This window comes from Pseudoalteromonas sp. CST2 (assembly GCF_028599385.1).
In the GTDB taxonomy this organism is placed as follows: domain Bacteria; phylum Pseudomonadota; class Gammaproteobacteria; order Enterobacterales; family Alteromonadaceae; genus Pseudoalteromonas; species Pseudoalteromonas atlantica.
Window position 1 is genome coordinate 172,904 of sequence record NZ_JAQREO010000007.1, and the last position, 20,722, is coordinate 193,625.

The following is a 20,722-nucleotide window of genomic DNA, read 5'->3' on the forward strand; positions in this document are numbered from 1 at the left end:
TTGTATAAAAAAGGAGCCTTAGGCTCCTTTTTTTATAATTAATTTGAACGAGTTGGGGAAAATTGTTGAACTTTAATTAGATTATCCCCATATACTTGAGTAATCTTTTAAATAAATGAAGTGCGAAGAGAAACTATAATGACGCTTGAGAGAACCGATCGAGTCGAAATCCCAGTGTTAGCACTGCGCGATGTTGTGGTATATCCGCACATGGTGATCCCGCTTTTTGTTGGCCGTGAAAAATCAATAAAATGCCTCGAAGCGGCAATGGATAAAGACAAACAAATTTTCTTGGTTGCACAAAAAGATGCAACTGTAGACGAACCTGAGCAAGACGATATTTACCGTATCGGTACTATTGCTACTGTACTTCAGTTATTAAAGTTACCAGACGGTACAGTTAAAGTTTTAGTTGAAGGTACGCAGCGCGCACAAATTGAAGAATTTGTAGATAACGATGAGTTTTTTGTAGCGAATGCTCAGTTCATCGAATCTGATTCAGTGGATGAGCAAGAGCAAGATATTTTCATCCGCAGCGCTGTTAGCCAGTTTGAAGGCTATGTAAAACTTAATAAAAAAATTCCACCTGAGGTATTAACCTCTGTTTCTGGCATTGATGAGCCAGCACGCCTTGCCGATACAATGGCAGCGCATATGCCATTAAAAGTGCCTGAAAAACAAAAAGTGTTAGAAATTTCAAGCGTTACAGAGCGCTTAGAATACTTAATGGCACTGATGGAAGGTGAAATAGACTTATTGCAAGTTGAGAAAAAAATTCGTACCCGCGTGAAAAAGCAGATGGAAAAGTCTCAGCGCGAGTACTACCTCAACGAGCAAATGAAAGCCATTCAAAAAGAACTTGGTGAGCTTGATGATGTACCTGACGAATTTGAAGCGCTTAAAAAGCGTATTGAAGAATCAGGTATGCCAGAAGAAGCGAAAGAAAAAGCATCAGCTGAGCTTAATAAGCTTAAAATGATGTCGCCAATGTCTGCAGAGGCCACTGTAGTGCGTTCATACATTGATACGTTAATTAACGTACCATGGAAAAAACGCTCGAAAGTGAAAAAAGACTTAGCAGGCGCGCAAAAAATTCTTGATAGCGATCACCATGGCTTAGATAAAGTTAAAGAACGCATAATTGAATACCTCGCGGTGCAACAACGTACCAATAAGCTCAAAGGGCCTATTTTATGTTTAGTAGGACCACCGGGTGTAGGTAAAACGTCACTAGGGCAGTCTATTGCACGCTCTACGGGTCGTAAATATGTTCGTATGGCATTAGGTGGCGTACGTGACGAAGCTGAAATTCGTGGTCATCGTCGTACTTACATTGGCTCTATGCCAGGTAAGCTGATTCAAAACATGACAAAAGTGGGCGTTAAAAACCCATTATTCTTGTTAGATGAAATCGATAAAATGTCATCAGATATGCGCGGCGACCCGGCATCAGCACTATTAGAGGTGCTCGATCCGGAGCAAAACAGCCACTTTGCTGATCACTACTTAGAAGTTGATTACGATTTATCGGATGTAATGTTTGTAGCAACATCAAACAGCTTTAATATCCCTGGTCCATTATTGGACAGAATGGAAGTTATTCGCTTATCGGGTTACACCGAAGATGAAAAGCTAAACATTGCAAAAGAGCACTTAATTACTAAGCAAGTTAAACGCAATGGTTTAAAACCTTCTGAGCTAGTAATAGAAGACAGTGCAATTATTGGCATTATTCGTTACTACACGCGTGAAGCGGGCGTACGTAATTTAGAGCGCGAAGTATCTAAACTATGTCGTAAAGCCGTTAAAAATATCTTACTTGATAAAGAGACTAAAACAGTCACTATCAATCAAGATAACCTAGAAGAGTTTTTAGGTGTACAGCGCTACGACTACGGTAAAGCTGAAGACGGTGACCGCATTGGCCAGGTAACAGGCTTAGCGTGGACCGAAGTAGGCGGCGATTTACTGACCATTGAATGTGCGGCTGTGCCAGGTAAAGGCAAACTAAGCTACACAGGCTCACTAGGCGATGTAATGCAAGAGTCGATACAAGCGGCCATGACGGTGGTTCGTAATCGTGCTGATACGTTCCGTATTAATAACGATTTTTACGAAAAACGCGACATTCATGTGCATGTACCAGAGGGTGCGACCCCTAAAGATGGCCCAAGTGCCGGTGCAGCAATGGTAACGGGTTTAGTATCGAGTTTAACAGGTAACCCCGTTAAAGCCGATGTAGCAATGACAGGTGAAATCACACTGCGCGGTGAAGTACTGCCTATTGGTGGTTTAAAAGAGAAACTACTTGCTGCACACCGTGGTGGAATTAAAACAGTCATCATTCCTAAAATTAACGAACGTGACTTAAAAGAGATACCAGATAACGTACTGGCAGGCTTAGATGTTCACCCAGTTACATGGATTGATGAAGTATTAAAGTTAGCTTTAGTGCATCCTGTTGAGAGTTTTTCAGTCGAAACACCGAAAAACCAATAAAAAACCCAAAAAAAGTGCTTTAAAGGGCTTTTCAAATCTAATCGGTATGATAAGTTAAGCACTGGTTTTCGAGCCTAGCCCTTATGGGGCCTAGGCTTAAGAAAAATATAATCATGTGAGCATTAAAAGTTTGCTCTAAAATTTTCAAAAAAGTGATGTTAGTTTAAAAAACAATCGCTCTTGATAATAACAATGAAAGAGGATGATATTGTGAATAAATCTCAATTAATCGATCAAATCGCAGCTGACGCTGACATTTCTAAAGCGGCTGCAGGTCGTGCACTAGATTCATTCATCGAGTCTGTATCTGGAGCGCTTAAAGATGGCGATTCAGTTGCACTTGTAGGTTTTGGTACTTTCTCAGTACGCGAGCGTGCTGCTCGTTCAGGCCGTAACCCACAAACTGGTGAAACTATTCAAATCGCTGCGGCAAATATTCCTTCTTTCAAAGCCGGTAAAGCGCTGAAAGACGCAGTAAACTAATCACTGTTTAAATACAGATTAGTTATGGCGAGTGTATATAAACTTAATTATCCTAATCGATGAATTAAGTAACTTCACCGCCAGTTACTTCAAGTGAAAAAGCGTATCTGGTAAGATACGCTTTTTTTACATATGACAAGGTAAAATACCTTGATCAATAAGAGATAAACAAATGCTTGAGAAAATCAGAGAGGGCTCACAGGGTCCTGTAGCCAAAATAATTTTAGGCGCGGTGATTTTATCTTTTGCCTTAGCAGGGATCGGTAGTTACTTAGGTCAAACCCCAGAACAACCCGTTGCTGAAGTAAATGGAATTAAAATTAGCCAAACCGAATTTAATCGTGCTTATCAAAACGAACGTAGCCGTTTAGAGCAACAATTTGGCGAATACTTTGCACAAATCAGTGCAGATCCAAATTACATGGCGCAAATTCGTCAAGGTGTAATTGACCGCTTAGTACAACAAGAATTGCAATCACAATTAGCGGCAGATTTAGGCCTTCGCGTAAGCGACGACAGCGTACGTAAAACAATTTTAGAACTACCTTACTTTCAAATTGGTGAAAAATTTAATAACGACCGTTACCTACAAGTAATTCGTCAAATGAACTTTCAACCAGATGCTTTTCGTGAGTACTTACGTAAAGACATGACACGCAGCCAATTAGTGTCAGCGGTTGCTGGCACTGAGTTTGCACTTGAAAACGAGCTTAAACGCGCTGCAGCCCTGCAGCAGCAAACGCGTAGCATAGACTACCTTGTGTTAAGCAAAGAAGCGTTACAAGCAAACGTAGACGTATCTGAGCAAGAAATTGCTGATTACTACGAGCTAAACGCATCACAATTTTTATCGCCAGAGCGTGTATCGGTTGATTACATTGAGCTTAAAGCACAAGATATCACCGTAGAGTCGGTAACAGAAGACGACGTAAAAGCGTATTATGAGCAAAATAAAGCACAATACATCGAGCCTGAAAAACGCCGTGTATCACACATTTTAATTGATAACAGCGAAGATGATGATGCCGCGCTTGAAAAAGCCAACGCATTACATGAGCAGTTAGAGCAAGGTGCTGACTTTGCACAGCTTGCAGAGTCATCATCTGATGATGTTGTGAGTGGCGAAATGGGCGGCGACCTAGAGTGGATTGAACGCGATGTAATGGACCCAGCTTTTGAAGATGCTGCATTTGCGCTTCAAAACAAAGGTGATATTTCAGAGGTTGTAGCATCAGAGTTTGGTTATCACATTATTAAACTTACTGACTTACAGCCAGAGCAAGTAAAAGCGTATGACGACGTAAAAGCCGACTTACGTGCAGAGCTTGAGCAAACTGAAAAAGTAGATGCGTTTTACGAAAAGCAAACAGAAATGGGTGCCTTAGCATTTGAGATTTCTGACCGTTTAGACGATGCAGCAGAAGTGGCAGACGTTGAAGTTAAAACCACGCCACTTGTTGCACGTAATGCATTGCCAGAGCCTCTTAATACACCTGCGGTAATTTCACAGTTGTTCTCAGTAGAATTACTTGAAGATAAAGTAAACTCAGAAGTGATTGAGCTAGGTGATGAGCACGTTATTGTAGTACGTGTAAATAAATACGAGCCATCTGCAACTAAACCGCTTGCGCAAGTGAGTGAGCAAATCAAAACACGTTTAGTTAATGAAAAAGCATCAACACTTGCTAAAGAAAAAGCACGTGAGTTATTTGCACAAGTTCAAGCAGGTAAAACGCTAAGCGATGTGGCCAGTGAGCAAAACCTAACGGTACGTGAAGAAGCGAGCTTAACGCGTCAAAGCTACACGGTTTCGCCTGCTATTGTAACGCAAGCGTTTAAAATGCCTCGTCCTAATGATGCACCAAGCACAGACGTGGTTGATTTAAACAACGGCGATGCGGCAATTGTTGCACTTAAGTCGGTAAGCGATGCGCAAGTAACCGCAAATATCGACCCGCAAGTACAGCAAAACATTACTATGGCGCAAGCTAACAAAAACTATTTAGCGTTTATTGAGTCTTTAAAGGCTAAAGCTGAGCTAAATCTACCTGTGGTAGAGCAAGCAGCAGAATAATCGCGACACATTAAAAAAAGGCGCGTTACTTTATAAGTAACGCGCCTTTTTTATAACTTCAATGTGCTTAGGAAAATGATTAGGCAGTATTGTTTTATAAATATAAGCTTTGAATTAACAGCAAATTAGGCGCTGTGTTACTTTTGATTGCGGATTTTGAAACACCTCTTCGGTACGCCCATATTCTACTACCTCACCTTTTTCAAGCACCACTAGCTGATCGCTGATATGGCGCACTAAACTTAAATGGTGCGTAATGAGTACATAAGTTAGACCGGTTTCTTTTTGCAGCTTAAGTAATAAGTTAACTGTTTGCGCACGAACGGAGGGATCTAAAGCCGACAGCGCTTCATCAAGCACCACCACTTTAGGGTCTAAAATGAGCGCCCGCGCCAACGCTACACGCTGCAATTGGCCTACACTAAACATGTGAGGGTAATAATGTTGATGATCGATTAGCAGCCCCACTTTAGAAAGCGTGGCATCTATTTTTTCTTGGCGAGCCAGTTGGTCTGAATCGGTATTATACTGCAAGCAATCATCTAGCATATCACCTATGGTGAGACCCGGATTGAGCGAGGCAGCGGAGTCTTGGAATATCATGCGGATATGTCGACATTGATCATCGCGTACGCCATCATCTTCAATAATGTTACTTTCTAATAAAATTTGTCCACTGTCGGCGCTATCTGCCCCTGCGAGTAATTTAGCGAGTGTACTTTTACCCGCACCGGTTTCACCGATTACTGCGATTGTTTCGCCTTTGCCCACACAAAAAGAGATATTTTTTAGTACCTCAAATTTTTTGCGGCTAAATAAACCGGCACGTATGTTAAAGGTTTTACAAAGCGCTTGTACTTTTAATACCGGTTGCATTACTTCATCTCCTTAATAAGCGGAAAATGACACGCATAGCTGTGCCCATGGTGCTTAGTAAGTGCAGGGGTAATTACACATTCTTTTTGTGCTTGAGGGCAGCGTGGGCCTAATCGGCAACCTATAGGTAAATGTTGCAAAGTAGGGATAGTGCCTTTAAGTGCATAAAAGGGTTCTTTGTGTGCTAAGCCTTGCTCATAATTGGGTAAGCTTTTTAATAACGCTTGCGTGTAAGGATGGCGAGGCTGGCGAAAAATACGTTGCGTAGGGCCGGCTTCAACCATTTGCCCACAATATAAAACATGAATACCGTGCGACCAGTCGGCTATTTCTTCAAGCTCATGAGAAATCATCAAAATAGACATGTTTTTTAATTGATTTAAGCTTTTTAGCAACCTAAATACCTGTGCACGGGTGGTGCTTTCAAGCGCTGTAGTCGGCTCATCAGCAATTAGTAGCTTAGGAGTGCGCGCTATGGCCATGGCAATCATGACCTTTTGGCACACGCCTTCTGAGAGCTCGTGCGGGTAACTATCAAGCACAGCATCGTGGTTTTTAATACCCACTTTATGAATAAGTGCTTTCACGCGGTCTTTACGTTCTCTATTGCGCTTTAAAAAAAAGCCTTTAGTGGATGTTTCAGGCAGTGTTTCGGCTATTTGGTCAAATATTTTAGCGGTTGGGTCAAGGCAGCGGCTAGGGTCTTGGTAAATCATCGCAATGTCTTGGCTGACTGTTTTTCTGCGTTGCTCTGGGGTTAAGCGCATTAAATCAACACCGCGCCAATGCATTCTATCGGCTGTTATATGCCAGCGTTCGTTAAGTACCCCAACAATGGCTTTGGCTATTAAGCTTTTACCTGAGCCCGACTCACCCACCAAGCCATGTACTTCGCCTTCTTTTAGACTAAAGCTGACTCTGTCTACAGCGCGAATCACCGTTTCAGAGGTACGCAGCTCTATGGTTAAATTTCTAACGTCGAGTAATTGCATTTAATCAGCCTTACGTGCTTTAAGCACTTTTCGTAGGCCATCACCTACTAAATTGGTAGACAAAACCGCTAAAAATAATAATACACCCGGTAGCGCAACGGTCCAAGGTGCTAAATATATAAGGCCTAAATTCTCAGCCAGTATGGCGCCCCATTCGGTAGTTGGGGGCTGTGCACCTAGTTTTAAAAAGCCTAAGGCGGCAATATCTAAAATAGCAGTAGAAAGCGCGGTGGTAAAAATAACCACAATGTGCTCATAAATATTAGGAAAAATACCCCGCGACAAAATATGCCAGTTAGAGGCACCATCAAGCCTAAAAGCGGTAATGTAGTCTTTGCTTAGCTCATCAACAATTAAATTACGAATAGAGTGAATAAATTGCGGTAATAACGCCAATATAATAGCCCACACTGTATTCATTAAGCCCGGCCCAAGCACTGCGATAATAATAATCGCCAATAGCAAAGACGGAATAGAGAGCGTGATATCAAGCAAGTGATTTAAAAAGCTTGAGCGCAGGCCGCGGCTAATGCCGGCAAAAGTGCCAACAAGCACACCAATAATGGTGGTAATAAAGGCAGCCACCACCGATAGGCCAAACGTGTAAGTCGCGCCATTCATCAAGCGCGAGAGTACATCGCGTCCTAAATCATCGGTGCCTAAAATAAAGCGCACATCGCCCATTTCTCGCCATGATGGCGGTATAAGTAAAGCATCGCTATGTTGCTGGTTAACTCCATACGGCGCTAAAAAGGGCGCACTGGCGGCCAATAACGCAAACGCCATAAAAATCCATAACCCCACCAAGGCGGGGTGATTGTTTTTAAATTTTCGCCAAAAACGCGCCAGCGGCGATTTATTCGACTCTTCAGAAAATAATTTAAACTTTACCATGTGCCTGATTCCGCGAAATTGGGTCGAACAGAGTATATGTAAGCTCGGCAACAATAGTGGCAATAATAACAAACATAGACACCGCCATTAAACCGCCTTGAATAGCAGGGTAGTCTCGTTGGTAAATACTATCGATTAGCCAACGGCCAATACCAGGCCAAGAAAAAATAACTTCGGTTATCATGGCAAGCGTAATAAGCGTACTAAATTGCAGTCCTATTTGTTTTATTACCGGCAATAGCGCATTGCGCAGCGCATGATGCATGATTAATTGGCGGCGATTAAGGCCTTTTGCCCTGGCTGTTTTTATAAAGCTTTGATCCATTACTTTAAGCATAGAGTCGCGGGTAAAGCGCACTAAAACAGTGGTAGGAAACATGGCCAGTACTATGGTTGGCAGTGTTAAGTGATGCAGTGCATCTATAAATGCTTCACCTTTGTAGGGGAAGCCTGCGAGCATAATATCGATTAATATAAACCCGGTATTAGGCGCTATTTCAAATAGTAACCCCATTCTACCCGACATAGGAAACCAGCCCAGTTTGAGCGAAAAAATCATAATAAGTAACAGCGCTAACCAAAAAACCGGAATAGAGTAACCAATCATGGTGGTAGAGCTAATTAATTTATCTGGCCAACGGCGTGTGTATGCTGAGGCCAAAATGCCTGCTGGTACACCTACCACAACCGATACAATAAGCGCATAAACACACAGCTCTAAAGTTGCTGGGATTAAATCTAAAATGTGCTGAAAAACGTTATCCCCCGAGGCAAACGACACACCCCAGTCACCTTGAAATATACGCCCTAAAAACGCTAAATACTGCATAACGTAGTTGCTGTCATACATGTATTTATCTTCAAGCTCACTGTGCTGAGAAAAATTACCACTAGGAATACCACTTAGGTTGCTAAGCGGATCTCCTGGGAACAAGTAGCTAAGCGAAAAGGTAAATATGCTTAGCATTAAAATCATGAACAAAAACAAGCCAAGGCGGCGTAATATATAATCTAGTATCATTATTTTTTCCTCGCATTTGCGAGTGAAATCGCCCCAAATGGGCCAAGGGTTATCCCTTCTACATCGGCACTATTTGCTTGAAAACGCATACCATGAGCAATAGGCACTAACGGAAGCTGATCAATAATGAGCGCTTGAACCTGATCGTAATACTGTTTGCGCAAACTTAAATCGGTGGTGTCGAGCGCTTGGGTAAGCAATAAGTCAAACTGCGGGTTACACCAATTGGCTGGGTTTTTACCGCTAAAAGTGGCGGTGCAGCTTAGCAATGGGCTAAAAAAGTTATCTGGATCGGGGGTATCGGCAGCCCAGCCGAGTAATACGCTATCGTGGCGGTGCTCGCCTATACGCTGAATAAAAGTATTCCACTCGTACTCAACAATACTTACATTAACACCTATTTTGCGTAAATCGCTTTGCATCAGCTCAGCCATTTTGCGGGCATTAGGATTGTATATTCGACTCACCGGCATTGCCCAAATGGTCATATCAAAGCCATTTGGTAACCCCGCTTCTATAAGTAGTTTTTTAGCCAGTTCAGGGTCAAACATAGGCATGTTTTCTTGTGGTTCAAAGCCCCACGAGGTCGGCGGTAAAATAGATTGCGCGCGTATACCATTACCGTAATAAACGGCTTGCATTATTTTGTCAATATCAATTGCATGCGCAAGGGCTCTGCGCACTCTAATGTCATCAAAAGGGGCGCGCTCAGTATTAAAGGCCCAATAACCAATATTTAAATTGGTTTCTTTTTCAACGTTTATATCGTCTCGTTGCGCTAAAATACTCAGTTGTGCGCTACTTGGGTGGGCGGTTACATCGCACTCTTTAGTGAGCATTTTTGCTATGCGCGTAGTGCCGTTTGTCGTAATGTCGTAAACCAGCTGTTCAAGGGCAACATCGTGCTTCCAATAAAGGGGGTTGCGGTAAAAGCGCACTAAGTGATCGCGTCGGTACTCTTTGTATATGTAGGGGCCTGTGCCAATAGGGTACTGATCAAATAAATTAGTTTGATCTCGCGCTTTTAATTGCATTGCGTATTCTTGCGACAGCACCACGGCAAAGTCGGTGGCCATGTTCGTTAAAAAACTACTTTCTGGGTGAAATAGCTCAAAGCGCACTTGATAGTCAGACACGCGCACAATTTTACGAATAAGCTGATCGAGCCCCACACTTTGAAAATACGGGTAGTTTGCATCGCCTACAAAATGGTACGGGTTGTACACGTCAAATAATCGGCTAAAGGTAAAAATAACATCATCAGCGTTAAAATCGCGAGTAGGGGTAAAGTACGAGGTAGAATGAAATTTCACGCCTTTACGCAGCGTAAAGGTAACCGACTTTCCATCGTTGCTAATTTTCCAATCGGTTGCCAGCTCACTTTTAAAATCTGCAGTAACAGGGTCAATACTAATTAAACGGTCAAATAACTGATTAGCAATAATATCAATAGTTGAGCCAGTGGTTGTTACTTGCGGGTTAAACGACACAGGGTTCGCTTCGGCGCAATAAACGAGGCCTTGGTTTTTCTCTTCTATAATTTCTTCTTTACTATCAAAGCAGCCTGTTAAGGTGCTGGCTAGTAAAACAAGTAGTATTTTATGCACTCGCATAACCTCTAACTATTTATCTTCTAATAAATTGTATTTTTTAAGATAACCACGTAATTGATGATACGTTAAACCGAGTACTTCTGCAGTTTTCTTTTGATTAAATTGGCTATGCTCAAGGGCTTTATTAATCATATTTATTTCAAATTCGTTAGAGCGCTCTTTTAAGCTACACGGAAATTCAATTGGGGCGCTAAGCTCGTTACTAAGCTCGCTAACAGGTGTGGCTAGTGTTGTAGGCTCAGCTGGGGCAAGCGGTGTTGCAATAGGAGCTTTAATGCGTGCTTTGGGTCTAAAACGGCTTTCAAATGGGTCTAAAATAATCTGGTGAACGGGAATATGTTCATTACCATGACGATACAAACTTCGCTCAACTACATTTTTAAGCTCGCGTATATTACCCGGCCAATCGTAATTTAGCAGGGTTTCGGTGGCGCTGCGGGTAAAGCCACTAAATAACTCCCACTCTAAATCGCGTGCCATATTCATGGCAAATTGCTCAGCGAGTAGCATAATATCGTCTTGACGTTCGCGCAGTGGTGGCAGGGTAATTACATCAAAGGCTAAGCGGTCAAGTAAGTCACTTCTAAATTCGCCCTGCTCAGCAAGGTGGGGTAAATCTTCGTTGGTGGCACACACTAAACGAGTATCTACCTTTACGGTGTGTTTACCACCAACCCGCTCAAATTCACCGTATTCTATAACGCGCAAAAGCTTTTCTTGTACCATGGCCGATGTATTAGCCAGCTCATCTAAAAATAAGGTACCGCTGTTAGCGCGCTCAAAGCGACCTTCGTGGCGTTTACTTGCCCCGGTAAAAGCACCGCTTTCATGACCAAATAATTCGCTTTCGAGGAGGTTTTCGTTAAGGGCTGCACAGTTAAGCTTTACGTAGTTTTGATCCCAACGCTTTGATAAAAAGTGTAAACGGGCGGCTATAAGCTCTTTACCGGTTCCTCGCTCGCCAATAATAAGCACTGGCTTATCTAAATTAGCTAACTGCGATACCTGATCAAGTACAGCTAAAAAGCTATCAGATTGGCCGAGTAAATTATCCTGTTGGCGATATTGGCTCATTTTTCCTAACTCTTGGTCATTTTTGCTAACAGTTAGTGTATTTCATAATCAGGGATAACTAAAGGAATTTGTATATTTAGTTTAACTTAATGAAAATAAAGTGTATTTTAGATTTTAAAAAGTTGGCAAGCATATTGATACTAGTTACGCAGACCAACTAAGTTTATATTACAGAGGTAAATGTTATGGGAATTTTTTCGCGTTTTGCAGACATTGTTAATTCTAATATCAATGCCATTTTAGATAAAGCAGAAGACCCAGAAAAAATGGTTCGTCTTATTATCCAAGAGATGGAAGACACATTGGTAGAGGTGCGCTCTACGTCAGCTAAAACACTAGCTGAGAAAAAAGAATTAGTACGTCGTGTAGACACACTAAAAGCACAAGTAAGCGATTGGCAAGACAAAGCTGAGCTTGCATTAAGTAAAGACCGCGACGATTTAGCGCGTTCAGCGTTACTTGAAAAGCAAAAGTCGGCAGAAGCAGTTGCAGCAGTAGAGTCTGAGCTTGAGCATGTAGAGTCTCATATTGAGAAACTTCAGCAAGAAGTCACCACTCTACAAGAAAAGCTAGCCGATGCTAAAGCACGTCAAAAGGCAATTATTTTACGTCAACGTTCGGCTGAGTCGCGCCTTGAAGTGAAAAAAGCCCTTGATAGCTCTAAAGTAGAAGATGCACTTAATCGCTTTGAGCGCTACGAAACTAAAATTGATGGACTAGAATCTCAAATAGAGTCTTACGATTTAGGTAAAAAGTCGCTTGCAGATGAAATTGCCGACCTACAAAAAAATGAAAAGATAGATGATGAGCTTGCCGAACTTAAAAAGAAGCTAGCTGATAAATAACTTATAAAGGGGTACTTAAAGTGCCCCACTGCTTAAAACATCGATTACGGATTGTCAGGAGAGGATTATGTTTGATCCAGAGATACTAATTGCACCATTTATCTTGTTCATGATTTTTGTTGCGCCACTGTGGTTAATTTTGCACTACCGTAGCAAAAAGCAAGTGAGCCAGGGATTAAGTGAGCATGAACATCGCCAGTTATTGGAACTTGCCCACAAGGCCGAAAAAATGGCTGATAGAGTAGAAACCCTTGAAGCATTACTCGATCAAGAGTCACCACAATGGAGACGCAAAGTATGAGTGCCAAACGCGAATTATTAAGAGACCCACAGCGCGGTAAAATTGCCGGTGTATGTGCGGGATTAAGTGACTACTTTAATATGGAGTTATGGTTAGTTCGCATTATTTTTGTTAGTGCGGTACTGCTAACGGGTGGCCCATTATTTGTGGTAGCGTATATTGCAGCGTGGTTTATTTTAGATAAAAAAGACCCCACAACTATACATACTAGTAGCTCAACTAAAACTGACGATCCGCTAGAAGTTAAATTTAAAGTATGGCAAAAAGGCGAGCCACCGCGCCGCGCATTGCAAGACTTAAAAGAGCGTTTAACGCGAATAGACACGCGTCTTCAAGATATGGAGCGCCATGTTACTTCAAGCGAGTTTACGGTTAGCCGTGAAATCAACAAACTTTAAAGGATTTAATAGCACTTTGTTCGGTGATTAACAGCATCAATGAAGTGCTAGCCCATTATGAGTAGCACTTCATTTGCCAAAAAAACCTTTAAAAGTATTAAAGGTTCAGCCCAAAAAGCCCTTCATCGCAGTTTAGATCAACACGTAAAATTGGCTGTAACCGGCCTAAGTGGCAGTGGTAAAACCGCGTTTATTACCGCACTTGTTAAGCACCTTACAACACAAAGCGATGATAAAAACTTACCGTTTTTTGATGTAATGCGAGAGCACCGCCATATAGCCACCAAAGTGGTGCCGCAAGAGGCGTTAAAAGTGCCTACGTTTGACTATCCGCGTGCACTTAATGCCTTGCTCCCAAGCGATGGGGAGCCTACATGGCCTGCATCAACCGAGCGTATTAATACCCTGCGTTTAGCGATTAAATACCAAAGTGCCTCAGGCTTACGTGGGCATTTTTCGCCGCAATCTACGCTGTATTTAGATATTATTGACTACCCAGGTGAATGGCTACTTGATTTACCTATGCTTGAGCAAAGCTATAGTCAGTGGTGCGAGCAACAATACCCGCTGTTACTACAGCACCCGCGTGTGAATACCTCTGCTGAACTTTTAAACGCGCTTGAACAGCTTGATTTAAATGCGCCTGTAGATGAAGGCTTGCTTGCACACATTGCAGCGCTTTATCAAAGTATGCTGGTGGGCCTTAAAAAAGATACTAAGCTTGCCATGTTACAACCTGGGCGCATGCTAATGCCTGGCGACTTGCAAGGTGCGCCGCTATTGTTGTTTTTTCCGGTAAATGCGCAGCATATTAAAAGTGACGAGGTAGTGCCTGGCTCTAACTTAGCGCACTTAATTAAGCGCTTTAACGCCTATGTAAAAGAGGTGGTTAAGCCATTTTATAATGAGCACTTTAAACACTTTGACCGCCAAATTGTGTTGGTAGACGTACTCAGCGCTTTAAACGAAGGCCACGAAACACTCCAAGAGCAAAGTAGTGTAATAAACCAATTACTCGCACACTTTAATTACGGCGAGTCGGGATTTTTTAAGCGTTTATTTAAACCCAACATAGATAAAATACTGTTTGCTGCAAATAAGTCAGATCATATAAGTGCAAAGCACCATAAAGACTTAGCACTACTACTTGACTCGCTAGTGCATGAGCAAAGTAATCACTTAAAGTTTGATGGCGTACAAATAGAAACCATGGCAATGTCGTCAATTGCAGCAACGCAGCCGCGCCAAGTGGCCGATAAAGGCCAAACGCTTGATTGCATTTATGGCAAACCACTTAACGAGCAAGATTGGCTTACTTATTTACCCCCACAGCCACCAAAGCGCATGCTGAATAAAAATGAGTGGCCAGCGCAGGGTTTTGAGTTTTTATCGTTTGCGCCTATGCCAAACCCCGATAAGCAACTTAAGCATATTCGCCTTGATCATGTGATGCAGTACTTGTTAGGAGATAAATTATCATGAACGACACACAGCAAACTTTTCAAGCAGGTAGGCGAATTGATAGCCAAGCTGATGAGCAGGTTGAGGCGACGCTTGCTCCTGCAAAAATAATTACCCAGGGTCAAAGTGAATACATTGAAGAGCCTGAAGATGAAATTCTTGATGATGAAATAGACCTAGAGCCGGTATATAAAAAGTCTAAATGGCAAACGCTTAAAGGGGTGTTTGCTGTAAGCTTTTTAGTGTTAGTGCTTTTAGAATTTGCGTATTCGTTAGTGTTTGCGTTTCAGCAGTCGGCCATTTTAGGCGGTGTTTATTTAACGGCGGTGGTAAGCGGTGTGCTATTAATTGGGCGCATGCTATGGCGCGAATACAGAATGCTGCGCAGTTTAAAGCGTAATCAGTTACACCGCCAAGAAGCCGACAGACTCTTAAATAGTGAGCAAGTAGGCGGCGCATTACCCTGGCTTGAAAAACTAAATAAGCACCAACAACTAGACAACTTCGAAGCGTTTAAAAATCAAGTGGCTACCCATCATAGCGATAAGGAAATAATGACCCTTTACGCAAATAGCTTGCTTATAACGCAAGACACGCAAGCTAAAAAGCTTATAAACCGCTTTGCGACAGAGTCAGCGTTGCTTGTTGCCTTAAGCCCCCTTGCGCTGGTGGACATGATGGCGGTGCTTTGGCGCGGTACTAAATTAATAGAGCAAATTGGTAAAATTTATGGCATTGGTTTTGGTTACGCAAGCCGCATTAAGCTCTACCGTATGCTAATAAAACAAGTGATGTTTGTAGGCAGTGCTGAACTTGTATCTGATTTAGCAGCCACAGCACTCAGTGCTGAGCTTTTAGGTAAGCTTTCGGGGCGTGCAGCGCAAGGTGTAAGCGCCGGTATATTTACAGCACGTATTGGTTACAAAGCAATGGAGCTTAGCCGCCCATTACCACGGCTTGAAAACAAACGCAGCTTGTTAAAAGGCACAGTGCAAAGTATTGCCAGCAAAATTATGAGCCGTAAAAAGGCCGAGCCAACGTCTTAAAGTAGCAGTGGCAATATTTGTGTACAAAACAGCGCTGAGCGGTTTTTGCACAAATAGCCATCTGAGCATCCGGCATGCTTGTGATTTAAACTGCGGTGCGTTTTATTTATGTAATTGACACACATAATAAAAACGAGAGCACACAATGAGCAAGCAGCATATTAATACCCAATGTATTCATGGCCCGCAAAAAGCAAACGATCCGCATGGCGCACTCACGTCGCCTTTGTATCAAACCTCTACCTTTCATTTTGAAAATGCAGCACAAGGTGCCGCGCGTTTTGCAGGCGATGAGCCCGGTTATATTTACACCCGCCTGGGTAACCCAACCACCACCGAACTTGAGCAAAAAGTAGCACAGTTAGAGGGCTGCGAAGCTGCTGCTGCTACCGCCACAGGTATGGGCGCTGTATCGGCGTCGGTATTAAGCTTTTTATCGCAGGGCGATCATTTAATTGCATCAAGTGCATTATATGGATGTACTTTTGCGTTTTTTGCTCACATGTTACCGCGCTGGGGAATAGAAGTTACTTTTGTTGATATGACCAACGAGGGCGAGCTTCGCGCTGCTATAAAACCTAATTCAAAAATGATATTTGTAGAAACGCCAATCAACCCCACAATGGCAGTCATTGATTTAGCCTTAATTGGCGCGCTCGCTAAGCAACATAATTTAATTAGTGTGGTCGACAACACCTTTTTAACGCCACTGCTGCAATCACCTAAGCAGTACGGCATAGATATTATTGTGCACAGTGCCACTAAGTACTTAAACGGCCATGGCGATGTAGTAGCGGGGCTTGTGTGTGGAACGCATGAGCACATTACCTTAATAAAAATGACGGTACTTAAAGATATTGGTGCCACCATAAGCCCGCACGACGCATGGCTTATTAATCGCGGATTAAAAACTCTAGCCATACGCATGGAGCGCCATTGCCAAAGCGCGCAAACGGTTGCCGAATATTTAGAGGCGCACCCACAGGTTAATATTGTTTATTACCCTGGGCTTAAATCGCACCCTGGCAACAAATATATAGGCAAGCAAATGAAAGCCGCAGGCGGCGTTATTGCATTTGAAATTAAAGGCACCCTTGCTCAAGGAGCGCAGTTTATAGATAGCATGAAGCTTTGCACACTTGCTGTAAGTTTAGGTGATGCCGAAACGCTTATTCAGCACCCCGCATCAATGACGCATTCCCCTTACACACCCGAGGAGCGAGCAGCCGCAGGCATAAGTGATGGCTTAATAAGACTCTCTGTAGGGCTTGAAGATGTTAACGATATTATTGACGACTTAAACCAAGCTTTTACATTAATTTGTTAGGTGTATTTATTTGTGTACAGTTTAATTTGCCCTTAACGCCTTTAATTTATTGGTTGTATAATATTAATGCCGGTGGTGTAATTTTAACTATACACTTTAGGGGATCGTGCTAAATGTAGATATCCGTCTAACTATTAAACTTTTCTTCACTTTTGCATAGTATGGCTGCATTAGATATTCAGTAATCTTGAGTATCACACTGACACACATTTAGGGCTTAACCCCAAGAAGGTTATTATGGCTAAAGCAAGTAAATACACCTCTAAAACACCCGATGAAAACGGTGTTATTCATTGGAGCGAAGAAGAAAATAAAATTTGGTCTGAGCTTGTTACGCGCCAACTTGCGTGCATAGAAGGCAAAGCTTGTGATGAGTACATGGATGGGCTTAAAAAAATAAACCTACCACACGATCGTATCCCGCAATTAAGCGAACTTAACGAAGTGCTTCTTGCCACCACCGGTTGGCAAGTAGCGCCTGTACCTGCGCTTATCGATTTTGATGAATTTTTTAGGTTATTGGCAAACAAACAATTTCCGGTAGCGACGTTTATTCGTAGCCGAGATGAGTTTGACTACCTGCAAGAGCCTGATATTTTCCATGAAATATTTGGCCACTGCGCTATGCTAACAAACCCTGACTTTGCCGAATTCACACACAAATACGGCCAGTTAGGGTATGCAGCGCAGAAAAAAGATCGTGTATACCTTGCACGTATGTATTGGTTTACGGTTGAGTTTGGTTTAATGCAAACCGAAAACGGCCTGCGTATATACGGCGGTGGTATATTATCAAGCCCGGGTGAAACCCAGTACGTGTATTCAGATACACCAGAGATAACGCCTATGAGCGTAATTGATGTGCTTCGTACGCCGTACCGCATAGATATTATGCAACCACAGTACTACACCATTAATTCGATTCATGATCTGTTTGATATATCGCAAATGGATATTATGACTTTGGTTGAGCAAGCTAAAGCGCTTGGTTTGCACGACCCAAAATTTCCACCTAAAGAAAAATTAGCCGGTTAACTTTAATTTAAAAAGAAACGCTAAAGTAAGGATTTAAAATGTCTTCATTAAGTGAACAAAAATGCGAAGCCTGTCACGTAGATGCGCCAAAGGTATCTGAGGAAGAGCTTGCCCAACTTATTACAAAAATTCCAGACTGGGTACCAGAGGTACGCGACGGCATTATGCAACTTGAGCGTGTTTATAAGTTTAAAAACTTTAAGCAAGCTATGGCGTTTACCAATAAAGTAGGCGATATGGCAGAAGATGAAGGCCATCACCCTGGTTTATTAACCGAGTGGGGCAAAGTAACCGTAACGTGGTGGAGCCATTCAATTAAAGGCCTACACAAAAACGATTTTATTTGCGCAGCAAAAACAGACGACGTATTTAACGCGCTGTAATTAAAAAATTAATTGAGCAAACTAAAAAGGCACTTTTAAGTGCCTTTTTTATTGCATCAAAATTGCGCTGTTAATTAATACCTTTATTTAAGGTTTGTCGCTATTTAACATGTCATCGTGTTCGGCCATATCCCACGGAAGTTCCCCTGGGCTGTTACCTAAAAAGTGCAAGTAATTCTCAAATTGATCAAGAATGTCCTTCACAATATCATCTTCACTGTAGCCATATACATCGTAAGATAACCCACCGCGGCGCAAGAAAACATCTGCCTTGTAATACATCTCGGAGTTATCAACATCCGGTTTTAGCTCAGTGTAGGCAAAGCTTGGCATTGGGTGCTCAGTAAGACGAATGTCATACACAAAATCAACATGTTCATGGCGTAGTACGGTTAAATGGGCGCGGCCTAAGTCAGTATCAAAATCTACCTCGGCATGCCACTGGCGCGCTTTTAATTCTGCTTGAACAGCTTGCATTGCTTTTACCACCACACTACTAATGAAGGTATGCACTTTTTCCTTATTCGGATAATTAACCATAGCGGCTAACCGGCGCTTCCAATGAGATAGGTTAACATTACGGCTATTGAGCGCATGTGCTTGTAAGCTCGTATCGCGATGGCCTTCAATGGTAAGTGCGCGCCAAAGTCCCGCGGTTGCAATAAGCATAATAATAGCAAAGGGTAGGGCACTGGCTATTGTCATGGTTTGCAGTGCACTTAGCCCACCTGCTACTAGTAAAACAGCAGCCACAGCGCCCTCAAGCACAGCCCAAAACACCCGTTGCCATGCCGGCGTATCAATACTCCCGCCAGAGGCGAGGGAGTCAATAACTAACGAGCCCGAGTCAGATGAGGTTACAAAAAAGGTAATGATTAAAATAACTGTCAGTAGCGAAATAATAAACGATAACGGTAGCACTTCAAATAATTGAAATAGCGCAACGGCATGGTTTGCTTGAACATCGGTTATTAAAGTATTAAACCCTTCATTCATTATTAAATTTAGCGCGGTATCACCAAATACAGAAAACCATAAAAAGGTAAAAATAGTCGGAACTAGCATCACGCCAACAACAAATTGCCTAATGGTTCTGCCGCGGCTAATTTTAGCGATAAACATACCAACAAAGGGTGCCCACGCTATAGTCCAGCCAAATATAAATAGAGTCCAGTTACCAATCCAATCACTACGGCTATAGGCTTGTAAATTAAAAGTACGCTCAACAATACCGCTGAGGTAGCTGCCGGTATTTTGTAAAAACGATTCAAGAATATGAATAGTCGGGCCAATAAAAAACACAAAGGCCATTAATGATACGGCGAGTGTCATGTTTATTATAGATAAACGCTTCACACCTTTATCCATACCTGCCACCACAGAAAACGTTGCCGCTGCGGTAATAATAACAATAGCGGTAATTTGTACCGTGGTATTAATAGGGATGCTTGGCCATAAGTAGTGCAGCCCGGCATTAATTTGAGTAACCGAAAGCCCTAACGTTGTGGCAATACCAAATAGCGTGCCTAATATGGCAAACACATCAACAGTGTGCCCAATAGGGCCATATATTTTATCACCAATAAGTGGATACAAGGCTGAGCGAATAGACAGCGGAAGACCGTGGCGAAATGCAAAGTAAGCAAGCACTAAACCAACAATCCCATAAATTGCCCATATATGAAAACCCCAATGAAAAAATGCAATTTGCATAGCCTGCTTAGCGGCATTAACGGTTTCTGCGGCGCCTGCCGGCGGAGATGCATAATGGAGCACGGGTTCTGCTACACCAAAATAAAGTAATGCGACTCCGTAACCGGCCGAAAATAGCATGGCAAACCATTCACCAAAGCTGTATTGGGGTTGCGCATGATCAGGACCCAGTTTGATATTTCCCCAGCTGGAGGCGGCAACACAAACGATGAAAACTAAGAAGATGGCAACTGATAACATATAAAACCAGCCAAAGGTTTCTGTTATCCACTTGAGGGCGACACTGAATGCTTGCCCTGCCAGTTCAGGGTTGCTACTTGTACCAATGACCAAAAGCAGAATAATAAATACCGCGGGCAAAAATACCGGTAGCAAAATAGTTGAGCGTAAAGCAGTTTTTGTCATATTAATCCTTAATATTAATTGCTAACTTTCAAGTATGCTTTACTACCTTATTATATCTTGGGTGTGTTGGCTAATTCAGTCGTTTGTTTTGTATACGTATATTGCTTTGAATTAAGGTTGAGTTGAGCCCAGAGAAACCCAACGGTTTAGCTATTTAACCTCAGATCTGCATAAGAATTAAAGTCGAGTCACTTTTATACTCGGCTTTTTAGTCTGAAAAGTATAGGCAATTAATCCAGCCATTAAATTAACCATAAATGAGATGCAGCTGCGGTGCCTTGT

At 42.4% G+C, this 20,722-nt stretch carries 18 protein-coding genes and 1 pseudogene; 11 read left to right on the forward strand and 8 right to left on the reverse strand.

Annotated elements, in window-relative coordinates; genetic code table 11:
• Nucleotides 1–138: 138 nt before the first annotated feature.
• The 3 genes from lon to PSH41_RS11560 all read left to right on the forward strand — a co-directional run bounded on the left by lon (nucleotide 139) and on the right by PSH41_RS11560 (nucleotide 5,056).
• Nucleotides 139–2,499 (forward strand): endopeptidase La, encoded by a 2,361-nt coding sequence (gene lon, locus PSH41_RS11550; RefSeq protein ID WP_004586897.1) that lies wholly within the window; start codon nucleotides 139–141, stop codon nucleotides 2,497–2,499.
• A 183-nt stretch (nucleotides 2,500–2,682) separates the two neighbouring features.
• A complete protein-coding gene (locus PSH41_RS11555) occupies nucleotides 2,683–2,982 on the forward strand; it encodes an HU family DNA-binding protein (RefSeq protein ID WP_286247754.1) in 300 nt (99 codons plus the stop codon).
• A 172-nt stretch (nucleotides 2,983–3,154) separates the two neighbouring features.
• Nucleotides 3,155–5,056: a SurA N-terminal domain-containing protein gene (locus PSH41_RS11560; RefSeq protein WP_121637756.1), complete on the forward strand. Its 1,902-nt coding sequence runs from the start codon at nucleotides 3,155–3,157 to the stop codon at nucleotides 5,054–5,056.
• Between the two features lie 114 nt (nucleotides 5,057–5,170).
• Here PSH41_RS11560 and PSH41_RS11565 read toward each other — a convergent pair whose 3' ends face one another.
• The 6 genes from PSH41_RS11565 to pspF are packed head-to-tail and all read right to left on the reverse strand — an operon-like array spanning nucleotide 5,171 to nucleotide 11,526.
• Nucleotides 5,171–5,932 carry an ATP-binding cassette domain-containing protein gene (locus tag PSH41_RS11565; RefSeq protein ID WP_004586900.1) on the reverse strand — a complete coding sequence of 254 codons (762 nt, stop codon included), beginning with the start codon at nucleotides 5,930–5,932 and terminating at the stop codon, nucleotides 5,171–5,173.
• The gene (locus PSH41_RS11570; protein ID WP_004586901.1) at nucleotides 5,932–6,924 is read right to left on the reverse strand and encodes a peptide ABC transporter ATP-binding protein; all 993 of its coding nucleotides are present in this window, start codon (nucleotides 6,922–6,924) and stop codon (nucleotides 5,932–5,934) included. Before PSH41_RS11570 ends, PSH41_RS11565 begins: the two co-directional genes overlap by 1 nt.
• Complete coding sequence (locus PSH41_RS11575) at nucleotides 6,925–7,818, reverse strand: ABC transporter permease subunit (protein ID WP_024033801.1); 894 nt, start codon at nucleotides 7,816–7,818, stop codon at nucleotides 6,925–6,927. It lies immediately after the preceding gene.
• Nucleotides 7,805–8,839 (reverse strand): ABC transporter permease, encoded by a 1,035-nt coding sequence (locus tag PSH41_RS11580; protein WP_273589076.1) that lies wholly within the window; start codon nucleotides 8,837–8,839, stop codon nucleotides 7,805–7,807. The genes PSH41_RS11575 and PSH41_RS11580 overlap by 14 nt, the downstream gene beginning before the upstream one ends.
• Nucleotides 8,839–10,446, reverse strand: coding sequence for an ABC transporter substrate-binding protein (locus tag PSH41_RS11585; RefSeq protein WP_096739311.1), 1,608 nt, complete (start codon nucleotides 10,444–10,446; stop codon nucleotides 8,839–8,841). The genes PSH41_RS11580 and PSH41_RS11585 overlap by 1 nt, the downstream gene beginning before the upstream one ends.
• A gap of 15 nt (nucleotides 10,447–10,461) precedes the next feature.
• Nucleotides 10,462–11,526 (reverse strand): phage shock protein operon transcriptional activator, encoded by a 1,065-nt coding sequence (pspF, locus tag PSH41_RS11590; RefSeq protein WP_029774294.1) that lies wholly within the window; start codon nucleotides 11,524–11,526, stop codon nucleotides 10,462–10,464.
• Between the two features lie 185 nt (nucleotides 11,527–11,711).
• On the opposite strand from pspF, the gene pspA reads away from it, so the two are divergent.
• The 8 genes from pspA to PSH41_RS11630 all read left to right on the forward strand — a co-directional run bounded on the left by pspA (nucleotide 11,712) and on the right by PSH41_RS11630 (nucleotide 18,322).
• Nucleotides 11,712–12,371, forward strand: coding sequence for a phage shock protein PspA (gene pspA / locus PSH41_RS11595; protein WP_004586906.1), 660 nt, complete (start codon nucleotides 11,712–11,714; stop codon nucleotides 12,369–12,371).
• 67 nt (nucleotides 12,372–12,438) lie between these two features.
• Nucleotides 12,439–12,672 (forward strand): envelope stress response membrane protein PspB, encoded by a 234-nt coding sequence (pspB, locus tag PSH41_RS11600; protein WP_004586907.1) that lies wholly within the window; start codon nucleotides 12,439–12,441, stop codon nucleotides 12,670–12,672.
• Nucleotides 12,669–13,070 carry an envelope stress response membrane protein PspC gene (gene pspC, locus PSH41_RS11605; RefSeq protein WP_004586908.1) on the forward strand — a complete coding sequence of 134 codons (402 nt, stop codon included), beginning with the start codon at nucleotides 12,669–12,671 and terminating at the stop codon, nucleotides 13,068–13,070. Before pspB ends, pspC begins: the two co-directional genes overlap by 4 nt.
• 57 nt (nucleotides 13,071–13,127) lie before the next feature.
• Entirely contained in the window at nucleotides 13,128–14,552 is a 1,425-nt protein-coding gene (locus tag PSH41_RS11610) for a YcjX family protein (protein WP_273589077.1), read from the forward strand.
• Entirely contained in the window at nucleotides 14,549–15,577 is a 1,029-nt protein-coding gene (locus PSH41_RS11615; protein ID WP_273589078.1) for a TIGR01620 family protein, read from the forward strand. Before PSH41_RS11610 ends, PSH41_RS11615 begins: the two co-directional genes overlap by 4 nt.
• A 145-nt stretch (nucleotides 15,578–15,722) precedes the next feature.
• Entirely contained in the window at nucleotides 15,723–16,904 is a 1,182-nt protein-coding gene (gene megL, locus PSH41_RS11620) for a methionine gamma-lyase (RefSeq protein WP_273589079.1), read from the forward strand.
• Nucleotides 16,905–17,141: 237 nt separating this feature from the next.
• Nucleotides 17,142–17,939: a phenylalanine 4-monooxygenase gene (phhA, locus tag PSH41_RS11625; protein WP_273589080.1), complete on the forward strand. Its 798-nt coding sequence runs from the start codon at nucleotides 17,142–17,144 to the stop codon at nucleotides 17,937–17,939.
• 38 nt (nucleotides 17,940–17,977) lie between these two features.
• Complete coding sequence (locus PSH41_RS11630; protein ID WP_004586913.1) at nucleotides 17,978–18,322, forward strand: 4a-hydroxytetrahydrobiopterin dehydratase; 345 nt, start codon at nucleotides 17,978–17,980, stop codon at nucleotides 18,320–18,322.
• A gap of 87 nt (nucleotides 18,323–18,409) precedes the next feature.
• On the opposite strand, the gene PSH41_RS11635 is transcribed toward PSH41_RS11630, so the two are convergent.
• Complete coding sequence (locus PSH41_RS11635; protein WP_064386071.1) at nucleotides 18,410–20,440, reverse strand: BCCT family transporter; 2,031 nt, start codon at nucleotides 20,438–20,440, stop codon at nucleotides 18,410–18,412.
• A 177-nt stretch (nucleotides 20,441–20,617) separates the two neighbouring features.
• Nucleotides 20,618–20,722 (reverse strand): annotated as a pseudogene (locus PSH41_RS20130) (IS982 family transposase); the annotation flags it as partial.